This is a genomic window from Clostridia bacterium (assembly GCA_017620395.1).
Lineage (GTDB): Bacteria > Bacillota > Clostridia > Oscillospirales > RGIG8002 > RGIG8002.
In genome coordinates, this window is sequence record JAFZQJ010000001.1 from 1 (window position 1) to 21264 (window position 21264).

Below are 21264 nucleotides of genomic sequence, written 5' to 3' on the forward strand. Positions count from 1 at the left end.
ACTTGCCGTGGTCGATGTGGGCGATTATGCAGAAGTTTCTGATCTTGCTCTTATCCATCGGATAAGCTCTCCTTTACGGGAGTATTTCGGCGCGTCAGGCGGTCTCGATGGAGTTGGCCTCCTGGAGCTTCAGCAGCTCCACCGCCTGCTCGCGCATCTTATATTTGAGTATCTTGCCGGCGGCGTTCATCGGGAAGCTGTCTACGAAGACGACGTAGCTCGGCGTCTTGTGCTTCGCCATGTGGGTGCGGACGTAGTCCTTGATCTCCTCGGCGTCGGCGGTCTCACCCTCCTTGAGGATGACGCAGGCCATTATCTCCTCGCCGTAGTCCTTGCTCGGAACGCCGATGACCTGCACGTCGCTCACCTTCGGGTGAGTGTAGATAAAGTCCTCGATCTCCTTCGGGTAGATGTTCTCGCCGCCGCGGATGATCATATCCTTTATGCGGCCGGTGATCTTGTAGTTGCCGTCGGGCAGCTTGCGGGCGAGGTCGCCGGTGTGGAGCCAGCCGTCCTCGTCGATCGCCGCGGCGGTCGCCTGCGGCATCTTGTAGTAGCCCTTCATTATGTTGTAGCCGCGCGCAACGAATTCGCCGTCGACTCCGACGGGCACTTCCTTGTTCGTTTCCGGATCGACTATGCGGCAGGAAACGCCGTAGATGTCGCCGCCGACGGTGTTTACGCGCGTTTCGATGCTGTCGGTCGTCTTGCTCATCGTGCAGGCGGGGGAGGCCTCGGTCTGCCCGTAGGTGATGCAGATCTCGGGCATGTGCATCTTTTCGATTACCTCGCGCATGACTTTTATCGGGCAGGGGCTGCCCGCCATGATCCCGGTGCGCATATGTGAGAAGTCGGTGGTCGGGAAGTCCGGGTGCGCGAGCATCGTTATGAACATCGTCGGCACGCCGTGGAAAGCGGTTATCTTCTCCTTGTTGATGCAGTTGAGTCCCTTCCGCGGCGAGAACGCCGGTATCGGCGACATCGTGACGCCGTGGGTGACGCTCGCGGTCATCGCCAGCACCATGCCGAAGCAGTGGAACATCGGCACCTGTATCATCATTCTGTCGGCGGTGGAGAGGTCCATGCAGTCGCCGATCGCCTTGCCGTTGTTGACTATGTTGTAGTGGGTGAGCATAACGCCCTTCGGGAAGCCAGTCGTGCCGGAGGTGTACTGCATATTGCAGACGTCGTCCTTGTGGACGGCGGCGGCGCGGCGGAACACTTCGGAAACGGAGACCTGCTCGGAGAGCGCGTTCGCCTCCTCCCAAGTATAGCACCCTTTCATCGAATAATCAACCGTAATTATGTTGCGCAGGAAGGGGAGGCGGCGTGCGTGCAGCGGCTTGCCATTCTCGTGATTTTCAAGCTCGGGGCAGAGCTCGCGGATTATTCCCGCGTAGTCGCAGTCCTTCATCGATTCGATCATGACGAGGGTGTGTGTGTCGGACTGGCGCAGCAGGTATTCGATCTCGTGTATCTTGTAGGCGGTGTTGACCGTGACGAGCACGGCGCCGATCTTTACCGTCGCCCAGAAGGTGATATACCACTGCGGAACGTTCGTCGCCCATATCGCGACGTGGTCACCCGGTTTGACTCCGAGCGCGATCAGCGCGCGCGCGAAGGTGTCGACGTCCTCGCGGAACTCGGGGTAGGTGCGCGTGTAGTCGCATTCGGTGTAGCGGAAGGCGTACTGCTCCGGGAACTCCTCGCAGATGCGGTCGAGCACCTGCGGGAAGGTCAGGTCTATCAGCGTTTCCTTAGGCCAGATATACTTGCCGGCGTGGCGGTTGTCGTCCTGAAGGCGGCCGGTGACGCCCGCGCCGTCCATATACTGCGACATGAAGTTGGCGAAGTGCGGGAAGACGATGCCCGCGTCGCTCAAGTACGGCGCGTAACGCTTCAGCCATTCCAGCGAGATGTAGCCCTCGTAGTTGACCGAGCGCAGCGCGAGCATTATATCCTCGATCGGCAGGTCGCCCTCGCCCATCAGGCGGTATTCGACCTTGCCGTCGACCATGACGGAGTCCTTTATGTGGGTGTGCTTGATGAAGGCGCCGAGGTTCTGCACCGTCGTTTCGGGGCTTTCGCCGAAGAAGCGGTAGGGGTGGTGGATATCCCACAGAGCGCCGACGTTGTCGCTCTCGATCCGCGCAAGCAGGCGCGTCAGGCGCGCGGTGTCGGCGTAAACGCCGTTCGTTTCGACCAGCAGCGTTACGCCCTTTTCCTCCGCCAGCGGTATAAGTTCGGTCAGCGCGGAGAGCACGACTTCGTCGTCGACCTCGCCGTCGGGGAACGCCTTTTCGTCGCCGAGTATGCGGATATAGGGGCAGCCGAGCCGTCCGGCGAGCTCGATATACTGAGTCAGCTCGTTTATCGCTTCCTCGCGGCGCTCGGGATATTTCAGCGCGCAGCCGGAGGAGATGCAGCATATCTCCAGCCGCAGCTTTTTCAGCTGCTCGATAGTCGCGTCGACGTTTTCGGCGCGGAAGGGCTTTGCGTTGACCGAGAAGATGTCCGCGCCGAGCCCGCGCAGCTCGATTCCCGCGAAGCCGAAGTCCTTCGCCGTCGAGCAGATGTCCGACCAGTCGAAGTCGGGGCATCCGAGCGTTGAGAATGAGAGTTTCATAATGATCAATCCTTTCCGGAGGGATAGAAGGCTTGCCGTGACCGGTCTAACAAAAAACGCTTTCATCCCTTATCATAAGAGACGAAAGCGCAGCTTCCGCGGTACCACTCTTATTGACGGCTTCTGCCGCCCGCTCAGGCCATACAGCCGTACCGCTGTAACGGGCGGACCCGACCGGCTTTACTCGGCTTTCGCCTTTCGTCCGGCGGCTCGGGAGCGAGCGCGGAAAAACGCGCCGTGCCGCCTCGCACCTTCCGGCGGCTCTCTGTAACGGTTCTGCGTGTTCCTTTTTCTCCGTCGTTGCCTTTTATAATAAAAGGATGATAGCAGAAAAACTCCCGCTTGTCAAGCGTTTTTTGCGTTTGGGCGCGCAAAACGGGGAATTTGCTCCCGCTATTGATTTTTTGTCGGAAGTTTGTTATAATAACTATCTATGAAACAACGGGGCGGAGGTGACGCCGGTGAAAGTTATGCGAAGGCTCATAGCGCTGATTGCGGTGCTTTCTCTGTTTGCCGCGCTCTGCGGCTGCGGGAAGGCGGCGGAGCCGGCTTCGTCCGCGCCCGCTTCGGAGCCGGAGAGCAACTCGGGCTTTTGGGTCGACCCCTCCTATACCGTCGACGCCGAAGGCGAACTGCCCGAGGTGCCGGACGGCTTCCTGCGCAAGGCTATGGAGGCGTATTCCTGGTTCGAGCTGAATCTGCTCGGCTGGATCTATGACGTTCCGGCGAAGCATACCGAAAACGCCTATCTCGTTGAGGATGAGCAGTTCCGCAGATACGACGACTTCCGCGATTATCTGCTCGGGATATTCAGCCCCGCGATAGTCAACGAGCTGCTTTCCCGCGGTTACTACGTTGAAGAAGACGGATATCTTTACACGCGGCACTTCCCGCGCGGCGCGGACAAGGCGGTCATAGATACGGATTTCGGCGAAGGCGAGATCGTCGGCAGGAAGCTGATATACAAGGTGGACGTTACCTTCGGCGATATGCAGACGCTCGAGCCGATCCGCAGCGAGACCTTCACCTTCGTCGCGGAGCCGGTGAACGGCAGGTTCGTCTTCACCGAGTTCCCTTACTTTTATTGATTCAGGAGGCGTGACGCTATGAAGAATACCAAGAAGCTTATATCCGCGCTGCTGCTTTGTGCTCTGCTTCTGTCGACGCTCGCGCTCGGCGGCTGTATGAGCAAACGCGAACGCAGGATACGCGACGACCTGAACGCCGACGGAACGGTCGTCAGCGCGGTGCTGGCCTCCGTCAACCGCGATTACATAGACGTTGCGGGCTTCACCGTGACCGAGGTCGATAAAAACGAAGCCGTTGAAGAGAACGGCAAAACCGTCTATTCCTGCGGCGTAACCGTGAGCAACGAATACGTCGCAGTGACCGTGCCGTGCGCCGTTACCTACGGCGGAGACGACGTTTTTGAAGGCGTGACCGTTTCCGCAGTTGAGGAGTGGAGTTATAAGGCGCTTTCCGGCGTAGACCAGACGAAAGTCGGCTACGAGGAGCTGCCCAACCACGAGAGCGTGCCTTACGGCGAATGCACCGTCAAGAAGGTCGAGTTCAGCAAGCGCAATCAGACCTCCGTCGTCAGCGTCGATATCAAGGCGGACGCCGGTTACGTCATCGCTTCCGGCGAGCTGCAGATAGAGTTCGTATACGCCGACGGCAAATGGGCGGTCGACGGCTACTCCTACGGCAAGGATTTCAGCATGAGCTGGGATATCGGCGGCCTCTGGCGCGGCAACGAGTGGAAGTGGAACAAGAGCTCGACTATGAACCTGCGCATCGAATTCAGCATAGATTCGATATCGTCGGACGGCAAGGTGGAGTCTACGGTGCATTCGCACATCCGCACCGGCAAAAACGACAAAGAGGAGCTTTTCCCCGCGACCGGTACGCTCGATTTCGCGACGATGACGCTGACGCTCGACTACGAGAACGGCAGCGGTCCCTGCCGTATTACCGCGAAATTCGTCAAGGACGGCGACAAAGCGGCGCGCTTCGAGGGCGAGGTCGTCGGTACCGCGGACAACTTCAGATACTACAACGGCAGGTTCAAGCGCGACGCATAACGCGCCGGAGCCGATTCGGAGAAGACGGATTTGAAACGCATCAAGCTTAAAGAACGCAAGCTGCCGGACTACACGCGCGGCGAAGAAATATTCAATATGGTCTCGCACATAGTCGGCGGCGCCTTCGGAGTCGCCGCTCTCGTGACCTGCGTGCTGAAGGCGGCGGCGTACGGCGGCGCTATCGACGTCGCCGGAGCGGCGGTCTACGGAGTCTCGCTTATCGTGCTTTACACGATGTCGAGCCTCTATCACGGGCTGAAGTCGCTGACGGCGAAAAAGGTCTTTCAGATAATCGACCACTGCACGATATACCTGCTCATCGCGGGAACGTACACGCCGATATCGCTTACCGGTCTCATGCGCGAGTCGGTATGGCTCGGCTGGGGGATATTCGGAGGCGTGTGGGCGTGCGCGGCGCTCGGCGTCGTATTCAACTCCATCGACCTGCGGCGTTACCGCGCCGTTTCGATGGTGCTTTATATCGTGACGGGCTGGTGCATCGTCTTCACCGGACCGATCGCGATACGCGCGCTGACTCTTCCCGGCTTCCTGTGGATACTCGCCGGCGGAGTTATGTATACGGTAGGCACGATATTCTACGGCGTCGCCGCGCTCGGCAAGAAGCCGCACAGATATATCCACTCGGTGTTCCATCTGTTCGTCGTCGCCGCGAGCGTGCTGCAGTATATCGGCATAATCCTGTATCTGTATTGATGATGAGTAACGCGAACGCCGTCCCGATTAGGGCTCTAATCGGGGCGGCGTTTTTGCTATTTCTTCTCGCGCGGCTTGAAGAGCAGCGCGGCGAGCAGCGCGAAGAAAACGACCGCGCCGAGCCCTCCGGCGACGGAGGTGAAGCCGCCGGTCAGCGCGCCGAGCAGTCCGTACTGCCGCACCGCTTCGAGCGTGCCTTTCGCCAGCGCGTAGCCGAAGCCGGTTATCGGCAGCGTCGCTCCGCAGCCGGAAAGCTCGACCAGCGGCGCGTAGACGCCGACCGCTGTCAGCGCCAGCCCGGCAACTACGAAACTTACGAGTATCCGCGCCGGAGTCAGCTTCGTGAAGTCTATCAGCAGCTGCCCGACGGCGCATATCGCCCCGCCGATAAGAAACGCGTATAAAAAGATAATAACGTATCACCTCTCAAAGCATACCAGATGCGCGATCGCGGGGATCGTTTCGCCCTGATTGACGCGCAGCGGGCTCATCAGCGCGCCGGTGGCGGCGAAGACGGCGCGCTTGATTTCTCCTCGCGCAAGCAGCGGCAGGAAATACGCCGCCGTGACCGCCGCCGAACAGCCCGCGCCGCTGCCTCCCGCGTGGACGTCCTGCCTTTCGCGGTCGTAGAGCATCGCGCCGCAGTCGTAATGCCTGCCCGCGAGGCCGAAGCCCTCTTCCTTCATCAGCTCCGCGAGAAGCTCCGAGCCGACGGCGCCGAGGTCGCCGGTTACTATCGCGTCGCATTCGGATGGCGCGATCCCGCTCGCGCGGAAGAAGCGGCACAGCGTGTCCGCCGCCGCGGGCGCCATCGCCGCGCCCATGTTCGCCATATCCGTCACGCCCATGTCGATTATCCTGCCGGGCAGCGCGGAAACCGCGTACGGCGGCTCCGAGTGCGGCGAAAACAGAAACGCCCCCGCCGCCGTCGCCGTCCACTGCGCCGTGGGCGTGCGCTGCCCGCCGTATTCGAGCGGGAAGCGGAACTGCCGTTCCGCCGAGCAGAAATGCGACGAGGCGACGGAAGCGGCGTGCTCCGCGAAGCCCGCGTCCACCGCCGCGGCTGCGAGCAGCTGCCCCTCCGCGCAGGTGGAGCACGCGCCGTAAAGCCCGAAGAAGGGCAGCGACGTGCCGCGCACGGCGTAGGAAGTCGCGGTGCACTGGTTCAGCAGGTCGCCGCCGAAAACGCAGTCGACCTGCTCCGCGCCGAGTCCCGCCTTCGCGAAGACGCCGTCGAGCGCGAGCTGCTGGATGCGGCTTTCCGCCTCCTCCCACGTGTCCTCGCCCGCGAGCGAGTCGTCGCAGACGGCGTCGAACAGGGAGCCGAGCGGGCCTTCTCCCTCCTTCCTGCCCGCGACGGAGAAACCCGTCACCGAAGGCGCGGAGCGGAATCTGATAAGTTCGTTTCTTCCCATAACCGCCTCAATAAAGCCCGAAGGCGTAAATTATCACGCCGTAGACGACGCTCGCGGCGACGCCGAAGACGATGACCGGACCCGCGATCGAGAACATCCCGACCGCCGTGCCCGTGACTATCCCTTCGCGGCGGTACTCCATCGCGGGGGAGGTGACGGCGTTGGCGAATCCGGTTATCGGCACGAGCGTGCCCGCGCCGGCGAACTTCGCCATATCGTCGTAGAGTCCGGCCGCCGTCAGCGCGCAGCCGGCGAATATCATGATTATCGTCACCCACTTGCTCACCGCGCTTTCGTCCGCGATGAAGGAGGCGAGCAGCGCCCTTACTCCCTCCGCTGCGGCGCAGAGTGCGCCGCCGACGGCGAAAGCGCAGAGCGTGTTCTTCACCTTCGGCGACGGCGGCGACCCGCGCCTGACGAGTTCGCCGTAACGCTGTTTATCCGTAAAACCACCCCGTTTCGTTCAACGGTAGTTTTCGCCGCCGCCCGCTTGAATATACAAAAAAACACCCCCGCCGCGGCGCGGCGGGGGTGTTTACGAAATCGTTAAGCGTCAGTCGTCGTACTCTATCGAGAGGTTGCCGAAGCTGACGGCGGCCTTGACGCGCAGGACGTAAGGCGCGTCGGGCGCGGGCGTTCCTTCAACGCCCTTGCCGGAGAAGGCGCCGGCGGTCGCGAGCTCGGCGCGGACGCATTTCGGCAGCAGTATCTGCGCGTCGCCGAAGGAGACGTTGACCTCGAGCGCGGCGTTATCCGCGAACTCGCTGACGTTGCGCAGGTCGAGCGTGAAATCGCCGAAGGAGACGTTCATCTTGCCGCCGCTGATCCTGTCCGCCTGCGTGACGATCCTGTCGTCGCCGAAGCTTGCGCTGTAGCTGATGAAGCCGTCCGCGTCGGAATAGTCGGACTTGAACTTGCCGTTTTTGCCTTCCGTGATAACGGTGCCGTTGACGTTCTTGCGGCGCTTGCGGAAGAACTGGTGCAGTATGACCGAGAGCCCGACGAATATCAGCACGATCGCGATCGCGATCGTCCAGATGCCTTCGCCCTTGATAACGCCGAGGTTTTTGAGCAGGAAGATCACGCCGAACGCGGTTATTCCGAGCGAGAAGCCGGAGAAATCACGGGAGAAGCAGCCGGAAAGTCCGACGAAGATTATCGCCGAGGGCCAGATCAGGCTCCAGAATCCGACCTCGCCGAACCATTCGGGCTTCGTCTTCATAAGTATAAGCAGTACGCCCGCGAACAGTATAAATACGCCGAAGATTATGGCGGGAACCTTGCCGGCGTTCCAGTCCCACTTATACGGCTTGTTTTTCTTTTCGCCTTCGCCGGAAGCGGCGTCTTTGACGACGCCGGTCTTGACCGCGGAAGCTCCGCCGAGCAGCGTGTCGACGCTGACTCCGAGCGCGCCCGCGAGCAGCGGAAGCGCGGTGATGTCGGGGCAGGATTCGTCGGTCTCCCATTTGCTGACCGCCTGCGGCGTCACGCCGACCGCGTCGGCGAGCTGCTTCTGGGTGAGTCCGCGTTCCTTGCGGAGCGCCTGGATCCTTTTGCCGATGGTGTTTTCGTTCATATTTATTCCCTCCGTGGTATTATTTGTGTCTGCCGTTCCCGCGGGAGCGCTCCGAACGGTTTTCCGGAAGCGGTTTCCTTTGGTTTGATTCCATTATACCACAAACGCGAAAAATGTCTATAACTTATTTGGAGAGTGTGTGAAACAACCGCCGGTTGAGCGAAACAACCGCCGGTTGAACGCCGGAAATCCCGCATTTCCGCTTGCTTTGCCGCGATCCGCGTGGTATAATTGCGATATAAAGCGAAAGAAAGGGTGCGGAACGTGAAGTATATCCTCGATCACGATTTTCACATACACACGCAGCTTTCCCCCTGCTCGAACAACCCCGAGCAGAATCCGGAGAGCATCCTGCGCTACGGAGAGAAATACGGCCTGCGGCATATCGTGCTGACCGATCACTTCTGGGACGAAGCCGTCCCAGGCTGTATCGGCTGGCAGGGCTACGCGCATATATCGAAGTGGCTGCCGCTGCCGCGGAGCGAAACGACCCGCCTTCACCTCGGGTGCGAAGCGGATATGAACCGCGCCAACGTCCTCGGGCTCACGAGAGAGACCGCCGAGAAGCTCGAGTTCATCACCGTCTCGATAAACCACCTGCATTTCCAGATGGGAGCGGATGAACACTACGGCGCGAAGTGGTACGCCGAGCAGTTCATCCTGCGCTGGAACGTCGTGCTCGATTCCGGCCTGCCGTATCATAAGATGGGAATCGCGCACCCGACCTACCGCGGCGTCGCGGGCAATATGCCCGACCCGCGCGGCCACCTCGACGTGCTCGAGGCGATCCCCGACGGCGTCTGGCTCGATATGTTCGCGAAGACCGAAAAGCTCGGTATGGGCGTTGAGCTGAACGCGAAAAACAACGAGTATTCGCCGGAGGACTTCGAGCGCGTGCTGCGCGTTTACCGCCTCGCCGTCGAAGCGGGCTGTCATTTTTACGGCGCGACCGACGCGCACCATCCGGCTCATATCGAGCCGCGGCGCGAAAACTGCCTCAAGCTCATCGACGCCCTCGGTCTGACCGAAGATCAGAAGTTCCGCGTGTTCGACTGATACAAACGCTGATATGAAAAAGAAAAGCAAGCCGATCGGCTTGCTTTTTTTTCGTTATTATAACTACGACAGCACCCTGCGGATTATCCAAAACTGCATCCTGCGCGGCAGGGCGCCCAGCATAAGCAGCAGAGGGTTGCGGTTGAGGTTGTAGGCGAAGCGCGGACGCTTCTTTTTCAGCACGCGCAGCGTCTTTTCCGCGAGCTTTTCCGGCGTGACGCTTCGCGCCTCGACGCGCTCGACTATTCTTTTGAAGCGCTCCGCGTTGACGGGGTAGAGCTTCGTTCCGGCGCAGAAACGCCCGAGCGCGCCGACGGAGGCGGGGAGCATATCCGTCTTCACCGCGCCGGGCCGCAGCGTCACGACCCTGCAGCCGAGCAGCTGGAGCTCCATCCGCAGCGAGTAGGCGTATTTCTCCAGCGCCGCCTTCGTTATCGCGTAGATGCCGGTGAAGGGCAGGGGGTCGAGCGGCGCGAGCTCGCTCGTGATAATGAGTATCCGCGCGCCGTTATTCAGCAGCGGCACGGCGAGCTTGTTGACGCGGTAGACGCCGAAAAGGTTGACGTTGAAGGCGCGGACGAAGGCGGCCTCGTCCATCTCGACGAGAGAGTTCAAGTCGTATATCCCCGCGGCGTGTATCACGCCGTCGAGCTTTTCTTCGCCGAGCGCCGCGAAGGCGGTCTCGAGCGAGGCGGAGTCGGTGACGTCGGCGCGTATGACGCGCCACGGCGTTTCCTCACGCGGCTCCGTCAGGTCGAAGCCGACGGCTTCGTTCCCCGCGTCGGTCAGCGCGCGGCAGATCGCTCTGCCCATTCCGCCGTTCGCGCCCGTGACTAAATATCTCGCCATTTCCGCGCTCCTTTCTGCTGTGATGGCAGTATCCTTTATGCTGTAAAACGGAATACGTCAGAAGCACTTTTCCTTTCGACTGCTTTTACACTTTTCGATATTGCCGCAGCGATAGCAGAGTTCGTTATCACAAGCTCCGTCATTGTCGAAGCAGGAGCGTATATTGCCGACCGTTGTTTCCGCAATATTATTCAGCGCCTCTTCTGTGAGAAACGCCTGATGCGAGGTAACGATAACGTTAGGCATCGAGATCAGCCGCGAGAGCAGATCGTCGTCGAGTATATGTCCCGAGCGGTCCTCGAAGAATATGTCGGCTTCCTCCTCGTAAACGTCGAGGCATGCCGCGCCGATCTTTCTCGACTTGATACCGTCGAGAAGGGCTTCAGCATCGATCAGCGCCCCGCGCGAGGTGTTCACGATCACGACGCCTTTTTTCATCTCTGCGATTGTCTCGGCGTTGATAGTGTGGAACGTGCCGTCGTTCAGCGGACAGTGCAACGAGATCACGTCGCTTTGCACGAATAGCTCGCGGAGCGAGACGTATTCTATTCCCGCGTCGTCGGAGGGGTAGGGATCGTAAGCAATCACCTTCATCCCGAAGCCCTTGCAGATGTCGACGAAAATGCGCCCGATCTTGCCGGTGCCGATCACTCCGACCGTCTTGCCGTGGAAATCAAAGCCGGTCAGCCCGTTAAGCGAAAAGTTGAATTCTCTTGTGCGGTTATACGCCTTGTGGATACGGCGCACCGAAGTGAGCAGCAGCGCCATTGCGTGCTCCGCCACGGCGTAGGGAGAGTATGCGGGAACGTGAACGACGTGGAGTTTTTCGAATGCATGCCGCACGTCGACGTTGTTGTAGCCCGCCGAGCGCAGAGCGATCAGTTTGACGCCGAGCGCATAGAGACGGTCAATCACGGCGGCGTTTACCGTATCGTTGACGAACACGCACACCGCGTCGCACCCTTTTGCGAGATCGGCGGTGTCTTCGGTCAGCTTTGTTTCCAGGTATTTGAACTGCACGCCGCGAGCTTCTCCGTAACGCTCGAACGACGGTTTATCGTATGCCTTTGCATCGTAAAACGCGACTTTTATCATGCTTTGCCTCCTCGTATTCCGTTCGGAGTTGCAAAAAAATCTCCGTCAAGATATGTATGGAGCGTTATTTCTTTTTTTCGCTTCCCTTATGCTTTGCCTCGGCGGCCTTCATCGCTTCGTCGGCTTCCTCGTCCCAGACGGTCCTTTCGGGGCCGAGCGTGCCGTACATAGTGTTCTCGAAGGAATAGGTCATCTTCGCCGTTTTTATCAGCCGTTCGTTATCCGTGTCGTCCCCGAAGGTGCCGAGCCGGGCGTAGATATCCTGCGTTATTTCGTAGTCGTACTGCTCGCGCCCCTCGCGGCTCGTGTACATTATCTCCGCGAAGTAACGCCCCGTGTCGGGATCGTAATACGCGGTCCAGTTATTGCCCTGCTTTTTCGTTTTCATATTCTCACCCGTGTTCATTCGTTCTCGGTCTGAACCGTAATTGCTTCGCCGGACAGAGATTATCTTTCTTTTCTTAAATCGGCAGTTTGCTGAACCGCTTTCGGCAGCCATTCAGCGTTTACGTAGTCGAGAGGGATAACTATTTCCCGAATCTTGTCTTCGGGGTTTGGTCTTTTTATATCTTTCGGGAAACAGTCCAATCCTACTTCGCGCAAGCTGAGAACTCTGTCGTGTATCCAACCTACCGCCTGACCGTCGCAGTATAAGCAATGACAGCCGAACATTTTCTTTGTATAAACGTTCAACTCCTTGAGATGATTCATCCATTCTGATACGATTTCATCTTCAAACACAATATCCACGCCCCTTTCTTTGCGCGTTATCTGTGGATATAGACCCGCGACACCGCCCCGTCGTCGCACTGCGCGGTGCAGAAGAACTCCCAGCCGTAGCGCTCGTAGAAGCCGACGTGGTCCGTCACGAGATAGACCGGCGAAACGCCCTTCGACCGCAGATCCTCAACGGCGAAGTTAAGCAGTCTTCCGGCGATGCCGCGGCGGCGGTGCTCATTCTCCGTATAGACGGCGCAGACGTTGGGGGCGAGGTCTTTCCTTTCGTGGAAGTCGTTTTCGACGACTCCGAGCCCGCCGGCGATCTCGCCGCCGCAAAGGCAGAGATACCAGCCGTATTCCGTTTCGCCGCCGAGGTAGGCGCCCATGCATTCGAGGTACGCCTCGACCGGCGCGCTCCACTTGCCGTGGAACCATTCGGCGGCCTTTTGCTTTATCTCCGGTTTTTCTCTCAGCGTGATGAATGTGTATTCGTTCATGGCGTTACGGACGCTCCTGTTTTTTATATTGTAAGTATAGCAGAAAAGCGCGGATTATTCAATCCTTCATTTTCGCGTTTCGATCCGCCCGCCGGAAAAGCGGCGTAAAAAAAGAGATTGCCGTAACGATAATTGATTATCGCTCGGAATCGCAAATCCGGGAGTATTGCAAAATGATATATCGCCTGACGGCGATATGATATACGACTTCGTCGTATGATATATTTGCGCGGCGCAAATATGATATAATATCCGTTCCTTCATACGCCGCAGGCGTATATCATCCGCGTAAGCGGATATCATATGCGAAGCATATATCATCCGTTCCGCGCGGAAGGGATATCATTGCAAAAGAGCGATGCATTCGCATCGCTCTTTTGCATGGTGACCCGTGGGAGAATCGAACTCCCGTTACCGCCGTGAAAGGGCGGTGTCTTAGCCGCTTGACCAACGGGCCTCACTTGTGCTGTAATATTGTATATGAAAGACGCGTAATTGTCAAGTGTAAATTTTATTTTTTTGAAAAAAGACTTGAAATAGCGGCGCGAGTGAGATATAATTTCCCTGCTGACCGCGTTTTCGCGGCGGAATACGCCGGTATGATGGAATTGGCAGACGTGACGGACTCAAAATCCGTTGGGCTAATAACCCGTGTCGGTTCGACCCCGACTACCGGCACCAGAAGCCCCTGCTTCCGCGGGGGCTTTTTGCGAATAATCTTTCCGCCGTCGGGCGGAAGCAGCGGCGGGCCGCTTGAAACAGCCCCGCCCTCCCGATTATGGCAGAACGTGACTTCGGGGACTCGTAATAAATATGCGAACAGTAGATTTTAACGCGCCCGCTACTTGATTTTTATACGGGATTATGTAATAATATTATATATTTCATTTGGAATAGAGGATGCGTATGAAACGGTTGTTTTCTTTTTTCAAAAGGCATTTCCGGTTGCTCAATACGTCTATATACGACGGCGCGAAATACGAAAAGAACCTCAACGCCATCAGCTGGTTCGGCATAATCGGCGCCGCCTTCGACGCTATGCGGTCCGACAGGGTTTACCGCAAGGGCATGGACGACGACGCCATCCGCGAGGAACTGATCAACGGCTCCGGAACACAGTTCGACCCCGAATACCTGACCGTTTTCCTTTCGCTTTTCAACGAGGGCGAGCTGTAGCCCCCTTCGGAACGCATACGCATTATTCACATATCAAAGGAGGCGAATCACGCGCATGAGGATACTGCGAAAAATAAGAGACTATTATTTCTACTGCGGTATCGGGAAGGACGAATACAATGCGGTTAAAAAAGACGCGTATATCTCAAATTTCAAAGTATGGAAGATCCTCCATTATTTGATGGCGGCGGTCTTCGCCCTTCTGTATCTGGCTTCGTATTTCAACGGCCTGATGGAGATAAACAGATGGCTTTATCTGATCGCCTTTATATACTCGGCGATTATCATCGGCGTCTTCACCGTATTGAAAAAGGATTCGCTGATCGCACAGCTGTTGATTTATCTCTCGATGTCGCTGCTGTTTCTTTTCGCGGCGGTCGTCAACCTGAACAAGGCGAACCATAACGCGACGACCTTCATCGTGCTTCTGGTGCTTACCCCGATGTTCATGATTGACAAGCCGTATTTCATGTCGATCGAACTCTGCGCCGCTTCCGCAATCTTTTTGATCTGGATGCACGGGGTAAAGCCGTATGAGATCTGGCAGATTGATTTGGTCAACACGGTGGCGTTTACGGTCGTGGGCGGTTTCCTGAACATCATTTCGAACTCCCTTCGCATAAGGGAATTCGTACTGACAAGGCGGATACGGATACAAAAAGACACCGATGAAATGACCGGCTTGAGAAACAAGGGTTCTCTGACAAGAGATATCAACGAATACCTCGCGGACGATTCGACGGACAAAGGGATCCTGTTCATTCTGGACGTCGACCGTTTCAAGTCCATAAACGACACCTACGGCCACGACGTCGGAGACAGCGTTATCGTTCAGCTCGGGCGTTTCCTCGCCGGCAGGTTTACCGGTGGCGAGATTACCGGGCGGTTCGGCGGAGACGAGTTTATTCTGTTTTTCAAGAATACCGACGATACGGAGCTGGCGCGTCATATCGCCCGGGGCATCATAACCGACGTCTCGGAAAACGTCAAGCTGCCGGATGAGGGACAAAAGCTGAGCATCAGCATAGGTATCGCTTTATACAACGGCAGCGAAAAGTATTATTCGGAGCTCTTCAAAAAAGCCGACGTTGCGCTTTATAAAGCCAAAGCCGACGCGGAGGAACGCTTCTGCTTTTACGTCTGACGCCGCAAACGCAACCGGCGGTTGCTTGATTCCCCCGAAAACGCGCATTATAATAGCTGCGTAAGGAGGCATTGATATGGAAACTAAAGACGTAATTCTCGATCTCAGAACGCAAAAGGGGCTCTCTCAGGAGGAGCTCGCCGAAAAGGTCTTCGTAACGCGCCAGGCGGTTTCGCGCTGGGAAACGGGCGAGACCGTCCCGAACACCGAAACGCTGAAGCTGCTCTCCGCGTTCTTCGACGTTTCGATAAACACTTTGCTCGGCTCTCCGCGCAAGCTCGTCTGCCAGTGCTGCGGCATGCCGCTCGAAGACGCGCTCGTCAGCAGGGAGAAGGACGGCGCCTTCAACGAGGACTACTGCAAGTGGTGCTACGCCGACGGCGAATACACCTACAGCGATATGGACGACCTTATCGACGTCTGCGTCGGCCATATGGCGGGGCAGGGCTTCACCGAGGAGCAGGCGCGCGCATATATGAAGGATATGCTGCCTCAGCTCGATTACTGGAAAAACCGCGTCGGCGGCGAGAACGAGTTCGACGCGCTGAAAAAGCGGCTCATCGACGAGTTCAACGCGCTTAATATCGAGGGAATGCCGAAGGTGGAGAAGCTCAACGCGCTTGTCGGCTCATACGTGAACCTCGCGTATCCGCTTCCGAGCGGCGAGGCGGTGAAGTTCCTGAAGGACGGCGCGACCTATTTCGGCAATCAGCTTGAGTCCGAACTCGGCGGCGACAGCTGCTTCGGAATCCTCGCTAACGCGGATTTCCTCCTCGTCGTCACCTACAAAGCGGAAGGCGCGGACCCCGAGCTGCTGCTCTATAAAAAGAGATAGACGGGATCGCTCCGTAAATACCGATACGAAAAATAACACGCCGCCGGCGTGTTATTTTTGTTTTATACCTATTGACAAAACCGAAAAAACGGTTATACTATATGCGAAAGTGTTTCAAATGATACAATTTCGAGGCGATAGTATGAACGACGTCAGCTTCATAATGAAAAACGTCGCCCTCTTCGCCGGCGTATCGGAAAGCGCCGTTTCCGCGCTCGTTTCGGACGGCGGCACGCGCCGCGCGGAGTTCGCGCGCGGCGAAGCGGTCTGCCGCCGCGGCGGCGTGAACGACGACCTCATCGTCATCCTCTCCGGCAGGGCGGAGGTTCGGAAGGGCAGCGTCGTCATGCGCGCGCTTCAGGCGGGCGACGTGACCGGCGTTTCCACGCTTTTCGGCGGCGACGGAGTAATGGATTCCGACGTAACGGCGCAGACTAAACTCGCGGCGCTGTTCTTCAACAGGTCCGCGGTGGCCGCCGCGCTCGGGAGCGATCCGGCGTTCGCCCGCAACTTCATCGCCTTCCTCTCGGCGCGGGTGCGTTTCCTCAACGGCGTCATCAGCCGCTGCGCCGGAGCGGACTCCGCGGGCAGGCTCGCGCGCTACCTCGCTGCGCTGGCGGAAGAGAAGGGCGGGCGCTTCGCGCTGAACGTCAGCCGCGCCGCGGCGGAGCTTTCGCTCGGACGCGCCACGATCTACCGCGCGCTCGATACGCTCGCCGACGTCGGCTGCGTCGAACGCGACGGGCGTTATATCTCGGTTAATGCGGAACGCATAAAAGAGGTTTATTAAAACAATATCGGCTTTTGCCCTTATCGTAAATCAGCAAAAAAGGAGAAACCCAAAATGAAAAGAACCGTAACGATCATCCTCGCGCTTGCGCTGTTCGCGCTCGCGCTCACCGGCTGCGGAGCGAAGACTCCGGAGCCCGCTTCCTCGGCCGCGCCCGCCGTCAGAACGGACGTGAGTATCGGCCTTCTCGCCGGCCCGACCGGAGTCGGAGCCGCGAAGCTTCTTGATGACAACGCCGCCGGCAAAACGGCGAACAACTACAAAGCCACCGTCTTCAACGCGCCCGACGAGGTGACCGCGAAGATAATCAGCGGCGAACTCGACGTCGCCGCCGTGCCGACCAACCTCGCCGCCGTGCTTTACAAAAAGACCGAGGGCAAGGTGAAGCTCGCCGCGCTGAATACTCTCGGCGTGCTCTACGTGCTGACCGCGGAGGGAACTACCGTTTCCTCTGTCGCCGACCTGAAGGGCAAGACCGTCTACTCCTCCGGCCGGGGCGCAGTTCCGGAGTACGTTCTCAATTATATCCTCGACGCCAACGGCGTCAGAAACGACGTTGAGGTCGTCTACGAAGCGGAGCACGACGCCGTCATCGCCGACCTCGCCTCCGGCAAGGCGCAGATAGCCGTCCTTCCCGAGCCGAAGGTCACCGCCGCGCTGACGCAGGTCGCCGGCGCGTCCGTCGCGCTCGATCTGACGAAGGAGTGGGACAAGGCCGCCGCGCTGGCCGGAAACGGCGGCAGCGTGCTTTCGATGGGTTGCGTCGTCGTCCGCAAGGACTTCGCGGAGCAGCACAAGGACGCGCTCGACGCCTTCCTCGGCGAGTATAAGGAGTCCATCGAATATATGAGCGACGCCGCGAACCTCGACTCCGCCGCCGCGCTCTGCGAGACCTACGGCATAATCCCGAAGGCCGCCGTCGCGAAAAAGGCGCTGCCGAACTGCGGGCTGACCTTCATCTCCGGCGCGGAGATGAAGACGCAGATCGCCGGATTCTATCAGATACTCTTCGACTACAACCCCGCTTCCGTGGGAGGAGCGCTGCCCGATGAGGACTTCTACTACTCAAAGTAAGCATCCGAAACTGAAGAAAACCGCGGCCGTCATACTCACAGCCGCCTTCTGGCTGGGGGTATGGCAGCTTGCGGCTGCGCTGATAAACCAGAATATAGTGCTTTCGCCGCCGCTGACGGTCTTCAAAACGCTCTTCCGCCTCGCCGGAACGGGCGGGTTCTGGCTGACGGTGGCTATGAGCGCGCTGCGCATTTTCTGCGGCTTCGCGCTCGGAGTGCTGCTCGGAGCCGCTTTCGCCGTGCTGACGAAGGTCAGCCGCGTCGCTTACACGCTTTTCAGCCCGATGATGAGCGTGATAAAGGCGACTCCGGTGGCGTCTTTCATCATAATGCTGCTCTTCTTCGCGGAGAACGAGTATATCCCGACCGTGATCTCATTCCTGATGGTCTTCCCGATAATCTGGGCGAACACCTTCAAGGGCATCGAGGAAACCGACGTGAAGCTGTTGGAGATGGCGAAGGTCTTCGGGCTTTCGCGCCGCGCGACGCTGCGGGAGGTGTATCTGCCGAGCGTCGAGCCGTACTTCGTTCCGGCGGCGCTGACCTCGCTCGGCTTCGCCTGGAAGGCGGGCGTGGCGGCGGAGGTGCTCGCGGCGCCGAAATACGCCGTCGGCGGTATGCTCTACCGCGCGAAGATCTATCTCGAAACGCCGGAGATGCTGGCGTGGACCCTCTGCGTAATAATAATCAGCATGCTGCTCGAGTGGCTGCTTTCGTACCTGCTGAAGCGCCGCAGCGCGGAAAGGAGCGCCGCTTATGGTAAGGCTTGAAAACGTATCGAAGGCGTTCGGCGATAAGACGGTGCTGAGCGGCTTCTCGTATGAGTTCGGGAAGGGTGCGCGTTACGTTATCACCGGCTCCTCCGGCGTCGGAAAGACGACGCTGCTGCGGCTTATATGCGGTCTGCTCCGTCCGGACGAGGGGATAGTGGAGACGGAAGGAGCGCGTGTCCGCGCGGTCTTCCAGGAGGACCGCCTGCTGCCGTGGCGCACCGTGCTGCAGAACGTGACGCTCGGGGAGAGCGACGGGGCGTACGCCCGCGAGCTGCTTTCGGAACTCGGGCTCGCGGACGAGGCGGACGCCTATCCCGCTGCGCTTTCGGGCGGTATGAGCCGCCGCGTCGCGATCGCGCGCGCACTCTGCGCGAAGCCGGACGTGCTTCTGCTCGACGAGCCGTTCAACGGGCTCGACCCGGATATAAAGGCGCGTACGGCGGCGATGATATTCGATAAGATGCGCGGCAAGACCGTCATCGTCATCACGCACGATACCGCGCCCGTCGCTGAATACGCGGACGAAACGCTGACGCTTGTCCCGATCAGTCAAGAATAAAAAACGAGCTCTCCGCCGCAGACGGAGAGCTCGTTTTATGCTGCCGGTCAATGCTCGGCGTCATCTTTCGTGGCGTGGACGGTGCCGTGAGGATGGTGCGGCGGCGCGTAGACGGAATAGAGGCGCAGCGGCGTCCTGCCGCAGTTGACGACGTTGTGCCAGGTGCCGGCGGGCACGAGTATCGCGTCGCCGCTGAAGGCGCGTCCGACGCTGTGCATTTCCTCGCGCGTCCTGCCGAAGCGGACGAGCGCGCAGCCCTGTTCGATGCGCAGGAACTGGTCGGTATCCGTGTGCAGCTCGACTCCGACGTCTCCGCCGACGGGTATCGTCATCAGCGTCACCTGCAGGTGGGCGCCTGTCCATATCGCTTTGCGGAAGCACTGGTTCCGCGCGGTCTTGCGCGCGATGTCTATCACCGCCGGATCCGGACCGAGATCCGCGGGCTCTGTTGAACAGCGGTATTGTCTTTGCATGGTCATTCCTCCCGAATGTGATTCGGAATATTATATGTAAACTCACGCAGAAAAGTGAAAAAAACGCTTGACAAAGAGGGTGCGCGGTGTTATTATATATGAACGTCGGCGCGATGACAAACAGTCAGCCGGAGCCGATAAGGGCCTTTAGCTCAGTTGGTTAGAGCCACCGGCTCATAACCGGTCGGTCCGGGGTTCGAGTCCCTGAAGGCCCACCATATTTAGGGGTATAGCTCAGTTGGTAGAGCAGCGGTCTCCAAAACCGCGTGCCGAGGGTTCAAGTCCTTCTGCCCCTGCCAGAAAAAAGCACTTGCTTTCGCAAGTGCTTTTTTCAATGAAGTCGCCCGCAAGCGGTCTAATGAAGGAATGAAGATGCTTCGCTAATGAAGGAATTGAATGAGAGAAACGGGAGAACCGGGCGACTTCGCTTCATTAGTGAGCGAAGCGAACGTCTTCATTAACGAGCAAACGCGAGCGACTTCATTAGGGCGAAACCCGTCTTCATTAACCCACGTTTTCTCATTTCTCCTTGATTAGTTTGCGCAAGTATGCTATCATAATCGTCAGAGGTGATTGTATGCGCAACGATGAGCTTTCGATTCAATCAATGGATTTCGCAGTGTCCGTCATCAATCTTGTAAAAGATCTGAAAGCAAAGCATGAAACGATAATTTCGAATCAAATCGGACGTTCCGGTACGTCGATCGGCGCGAACATCCGCGAAGCGCAGTACGCTCACGGGAAACCGGATTTTATCGCCAAGCTTCAAATCGCGCTTAAAGAAGCAAACGAAACGGGCTATTGGCTTGACTTGCTTTATAAAACGAATTATATAGATGAAAACACATACAAAACACTGGATAATCAATGCGCGTCTATCCGTATAATGCTCGTTGCTTCATGCTCCACTGCAAAATCTCACTTGAAACATAATGACGTCAGAGGCGAACATGTATGAACGTCAAAAAACCCAAGGCATATTATACCGCGCTGAAGCCTGAGGATATTTGCGGATGTGACTATTGCAGAAACTATATAAAAAAGGTTAAAGATTCGTACCCTCTGTTTGATGAGTAGCTGCAAGGTATAGGTGTTGATATTGAGAAGCCGTTTGAAACAATCCCGATAGAGTATGAGGAAGGAGTTGTACAATATACGGGCGTACAATACGTCGTTTTTGGTGACAGAAACATCTTTGTGCCTTTGTCAACAGGTGACGTCTGTATCAGCGTGACTGATAATCATCCCGCAACAGATGATATACAAGCCGCTCACTTCATCATTGAAGCCGCTCCGCTGTATCTTCCTTTTGAGTAGTTCTCCTCTTGACATTTTTTTCAAATCATAGTATGCTATAATCACGATGGAAGCCGACGAGTCGGCGTATCCAAATTCACGACAAGGAGATAATCACAATGAAAAAGACGATAGCAGCCGTTCTGGCGCTCGTAATGGCGCTGATGCTCGTCGCGTGCGGATCTTCCGCGCTGAAGGACGCCGCCGGAACCTATAAGCTCCAGCAGAGCAAGTTCGTCGGCGACGAGGAATGGGTCACGGACGAGGAGTTCGTCCTCGAGCTGAAGGACGACGGCACCGGCTCCAGCACCAGAGACGGCGCAACCTACGACCTGACCTGGAAGCTTGAAGGCGAGACCTTCACGATGACCGAGACCTTCCTCGGCCTCACGATCGATTACACCGGCACGCTGAAGGACGGCAAGATCGATATGTTCAACGGCGATCCCGAAAGCGATCTTACTTACGAGTACGTTCTCGCCAAGGCGTAATAATCGAATAAACTCAAAGAAAAAA

24 protein-coding genes, 4 tRNA genes and 1 other annotated feature are annotated in these 21264 nt (G+C 57.8%); of the genes, 16 read left to right on the forward strand and 12 right to left on the reverse strand.

Translation table 11 applies throughout. From position 1 onward, the window contains the following. Window positions 1–94 precede the first annotated feature (94 nt). A complete protein-coding gene (locus J5441_00005; protein ID MBO4933547.1) occupies window positions 95–2626 on the reverse strand; it encodes an AMP-binding protein in 2532 nt (843 codons plus the stop codon). 74 nt (window positions 2627–2700) lie between these two features. Continuing rightward, window positions 2701–2936: a binding site (T-box leader), on the reverse strand. 151 nt (window positions 2937–3087) lie between these two features. Here J5441_00005 and J5441_00010 point away from each other — a divergent pair. The 3 genes from J5441_00010 to J5441_00020 all read left to right on the forward strand — a co-directional run bounded on the left by J5441_00010 (window position 3088) and on the right by J5441_00020 (window position 5421). Continuing rightward, window positions 3088–3714: a hypothetical protein gene (locus tag J5441_00010; GenBank protein ID MBO4933548.1), complete on the forward strand. Its 627-nt coding sequence runs from the start codon at window positions 3088–3090 to the stop codon at window positions 3712–3714. An 18-nt stretch (window positions 3715–3732) separates the two neighbouring features. Beyond that, window positions 3733–4707, forward strand: coding sequence for a hypothetical protein (locus J5441_00015; protein MBO4933549.1), 975 nt, complete (start codon window positions 3733–3735; stop codon window positions 4705–4707). A gap of 96 nt (window positions 4708–4803) precedes the next feature. Continuing rightward, window positions 4804–5421 (forward strand): hemolysin III family protein, encoded by a 618-nt coding sequence (locus J5441_00020; GenBank protein ID MBO4933550.1) that lies wholly within the window; start codon window positions 4804–4806, stop codon window positions 5419–5421. A 56-nt stretch (window positions 5422–5477) separates the two neighbouring features. On the opposite strand, the gene spoVAE is transcribed toward J5441_00020, so the two are convergent. The 4 genes from spoVAE to J5441_00040 form a co-directional block, all read right to left on the reverse strand. After that, entirely contained in the window at window positions 5478–5834 is a 357-nt protein-coding gene (spoVAE, locus tag J5441_00025; protein ID MBO4933551.1) for a stage V sporulation protein AE, read from the reverse strand. A 6-nt stretch (window positions 5835–5840) separates the two neighbouring features. Further along, window positions 5841–6836 (reverse strand): stage V sporulation protein AD, encoded by a 996-nt coding sequence (locus J5441_00030; protein ID MBO4933552.1) that lies wholly within the window; start codon window positions 6834–6836, stop codon window positions 5841–5843. Between the two features lie 7 nt (window positions 6837–6843). After that, window positions 6844–7224 (reverse strand): SpoVA/SpoVAEb family sporulation membrane protein, encoded by a 381-nt coding sequence (locus J5441_00035; protein MBO4933553.1) that lies wholly within the window; start codon window positions 7222–7224, stop codon window positions 6844–6846. 165 nt (window positions 7225–7389) lie between these two features. Then, entirely contained in the window at window positions 7390–8412 is a 1023-nt protein-coding gene (locus J5441_00040) for a helix-turn-helix domain-containing protein (GenBank protein ID MBO4933554.1), read from the reverse strand. 264 nt (window positions 8413–8676) lie between these two features. On the opposite strand from J5441_00040, the gene J5441_00045 reads away from it, so the two are divergent. After that, entirely contained in the window at window positions 8677–9468 is a 792-nt protein-coding gene (locus J5441_00045) for a hypothetical protein (GenBank protein ID MBO4933555.1), read from the forward strand. A 63-nt stretch (window positions 9469–9531) separates the two neighbouring features. Here the strand turns inward: J5441_00045 and J5441_00050 are convergent, their stop codons facing one another. From J5441_00050 to J5441_00075, 6 genes are all read right to left on the reverse strand, one after another. Then, window positions 9532–10317 (reverse strand): SDR family NAD(P)-dependent oxidoreductase, encoded by a 786-nt coding sequence (locus tag J5441_00050; GenBank protein MBO4933556.1) that lies wholly within the window; start codon window positions 10315–10317, stop codon window positions 9532–9534. A 57-nt stretch (window positions 10318–10374) separates the two neighbouring features. Continuing rightward, on the reverse strand, window positions 10375–11409 hold the full coding sequence (locus tag J5441_00055) for a 2-hydroxyacid dehydrogenase (protein ID MBO4933557.1): 1035 nt from the start codon (window positions 11407–11409) through the stop codon (window positions 10375–10377). Between the two features lie 67 nt (window positions 11410–11476). Beyond that, window positions 11477–11800 carry a hypothetical protein gene (locus tag J5441_00060; protein ID MBO4933558.1) on the reverse strand — a complete coding sequence of 108 codons (324 nt, stop codon included), beginning with the start codon at window positions 11798–11800 and terminating at the stop codon, window positions 11477–11479. A gap of 59 nt (window positions 11801–11859) precedes the next feature. Further along, complete coding sequence (locus J5441_00065; GenBank protein ID MBO4933559.1) at window positions 11860–12153, reverse strand: hypothetical protein; 294 nt, start codon at window positions 12151–12153, stop codon at window positions 11860–11862. 26 nt (window positions 12154–12179) lie between these two features. Continuing rightward, on the reverse strand, window positions 12180–12629 hold the full coding sequence (locus J5441_00070; GenBank protein MBO4933560.1) for a GNAT family N-acetyltransferase: 450 nt from the start codon (window positions 12627–12629) through the stop codon (window positions 12180–12182). A 382-nt stretch (window positions 12630–13011) separates the two neighbouring features. Then, window positions 13012–13086 (reverse strand) — tRNA-Glu (locus tag J5441_00075). Between the two features lie 136 nt (window positions 13087–13222). Here J5441_00075 and J5441_00080 point away from each other — a divergent pair. The 8 genes from J5441_00080 to J5441_00115 all read left to right on the forward strand — a co-directional run bounded on the left by J5441_00080 (window position 13223) and on the right by J5441_00115 (window position 18979). Then, window positions 13223–13310, forward strand: a tRNA-Leu gene (locus tag J5441_00080). Between the two features lie 264 nt (window positions 13311–13574). Beyond that, window positions 13575–13805, forward strand: a complete 231-nt coding sequence (locus J5441_00085) for a hypothetical protein (GenBank protein ID MBO4933561.1) — start codon at window positions 13575–13577, stop codon at window positions 13803–13805. 55 nt (window positions 13806–13860) lie between these two features. After that, complete coding sequence (locus J5441_00090) at window positions 13861–14949, forward strand: diguanylate cyclase (GenBank protein ID MBO4933562.1); 1089 nt, start codon at window positions 13861–13863, stop codon at window positions 14947–14949. Window positions 14950–15025: 76 nt separating this feature from the next. After that, window positions 15026–15784: a helix-turn-helix domain-containing protein gene (locus tag J5441_00095; GenBank protein MBO4933563.1), complete on the forward strand. Its 759-nt coding sequence runs from the start codon at window positions 15026–15028 to the stop codon at window positions 15782–15784. 142 nt (window positions 15785–15926) lie between these two features. Next, entirely contained in the window at window positions 15927–16574 is a 648-nt protein-coding gene (locus tag J5441_00100) for a Crp/Fnr family transcriptional regulator (GenBank protein ID MBO4933564.1), read from the forward strand. 54 nt (window positions 16575–16628) lie between these two features. Further along, window positions 16629–17648: an ABC transporter substrate-binding protein gene (locus J5441_00105; protein ID MBO4933565.1), complete on the forward strand. Its 1020-nt coding sequence runs from the start codon at window positions 16629–16631 to the stop codon at window positions 17646–17648. Beyond that, entirely contained in the window at window positions 17623–18417 is a 795-nt protein-coding gene (locus J5441_00110; GenBank protein MBO4933566.1) for an ABC transporter permease subunit, read from the forward strand. Before J5441_00105 ends, J5441_00110 begins: the two co-directional genes overlap by 26 nt. Further along, entirely contained in the window at window positions 18404–18979 is a 576-nt protein-coding gene (locus J5441_00115) for an ABC transporter ATP-binding protein (GenBank protein MBO4933567.1), read from the forward strand. Before J5441_00110 ends, J5441_00115 begins: the two co-directional genes overlap by 14 nt. Before the next feature lie 47 nt (window positions 18980–19026). Here the strand turns inward: J5441_00115 and J5441_00120 are convergent, their stop codons facing one another. Then, on the reverse strand, window positions 19027–19458 hold the full coding sequence (locus J5441_00120; protein ID MBO4933568.1) for a cupin domain-containing protein: 432 nt from the start codon (window positions 19456–19458) through the stop codon (window positions 19027–19029). Window positions 19459–19593: 135 nt separating this feature from the next. On the opposite strand from J5441_00120, the gene J5441_00125 reads away from it, so the two are divergent. The 4 genes from J5441_00125 (at window position 19594) to J5441_00140 (ending at window position 21239) form a co-directional block, all read left to right on the forward strand. Further along, a tRNA-Ile gene (locus J5441_00125) sits at window positions 19594–19670 on the forward strand. Window positions 19671–19675: 5 nt separating this feature from the next. After that, window positions 19676–19751 (forward strand) — tRNA-Trp (locus J5441_00130). A 278-nt stretch (window positions 19752–20029) separates the two neighbouring features. Further along, window positions 20030–20410: a four helix bundle protein gene (locus J5441_00135; protein ID MBO4933569.1), complete on the forward strand. Its 381-nt coding sequence runs from the start codon at window positions 20030–20032 to the stop codon at window positions 20408–20410. A 457-nt stretch (window positions 20411–20867) separates the two neighbouring features. After that, entirely contained in the window at window positions 20868–21239 is a 372-nt protein-coding gene (locus J5441_00140) for a hypothetical protein (GenBank protein ID MBO4933570.1), read from the forward strand. The last annotated feature ends 25 nt before the right edge of the window (window positions 21240–21264 follow it).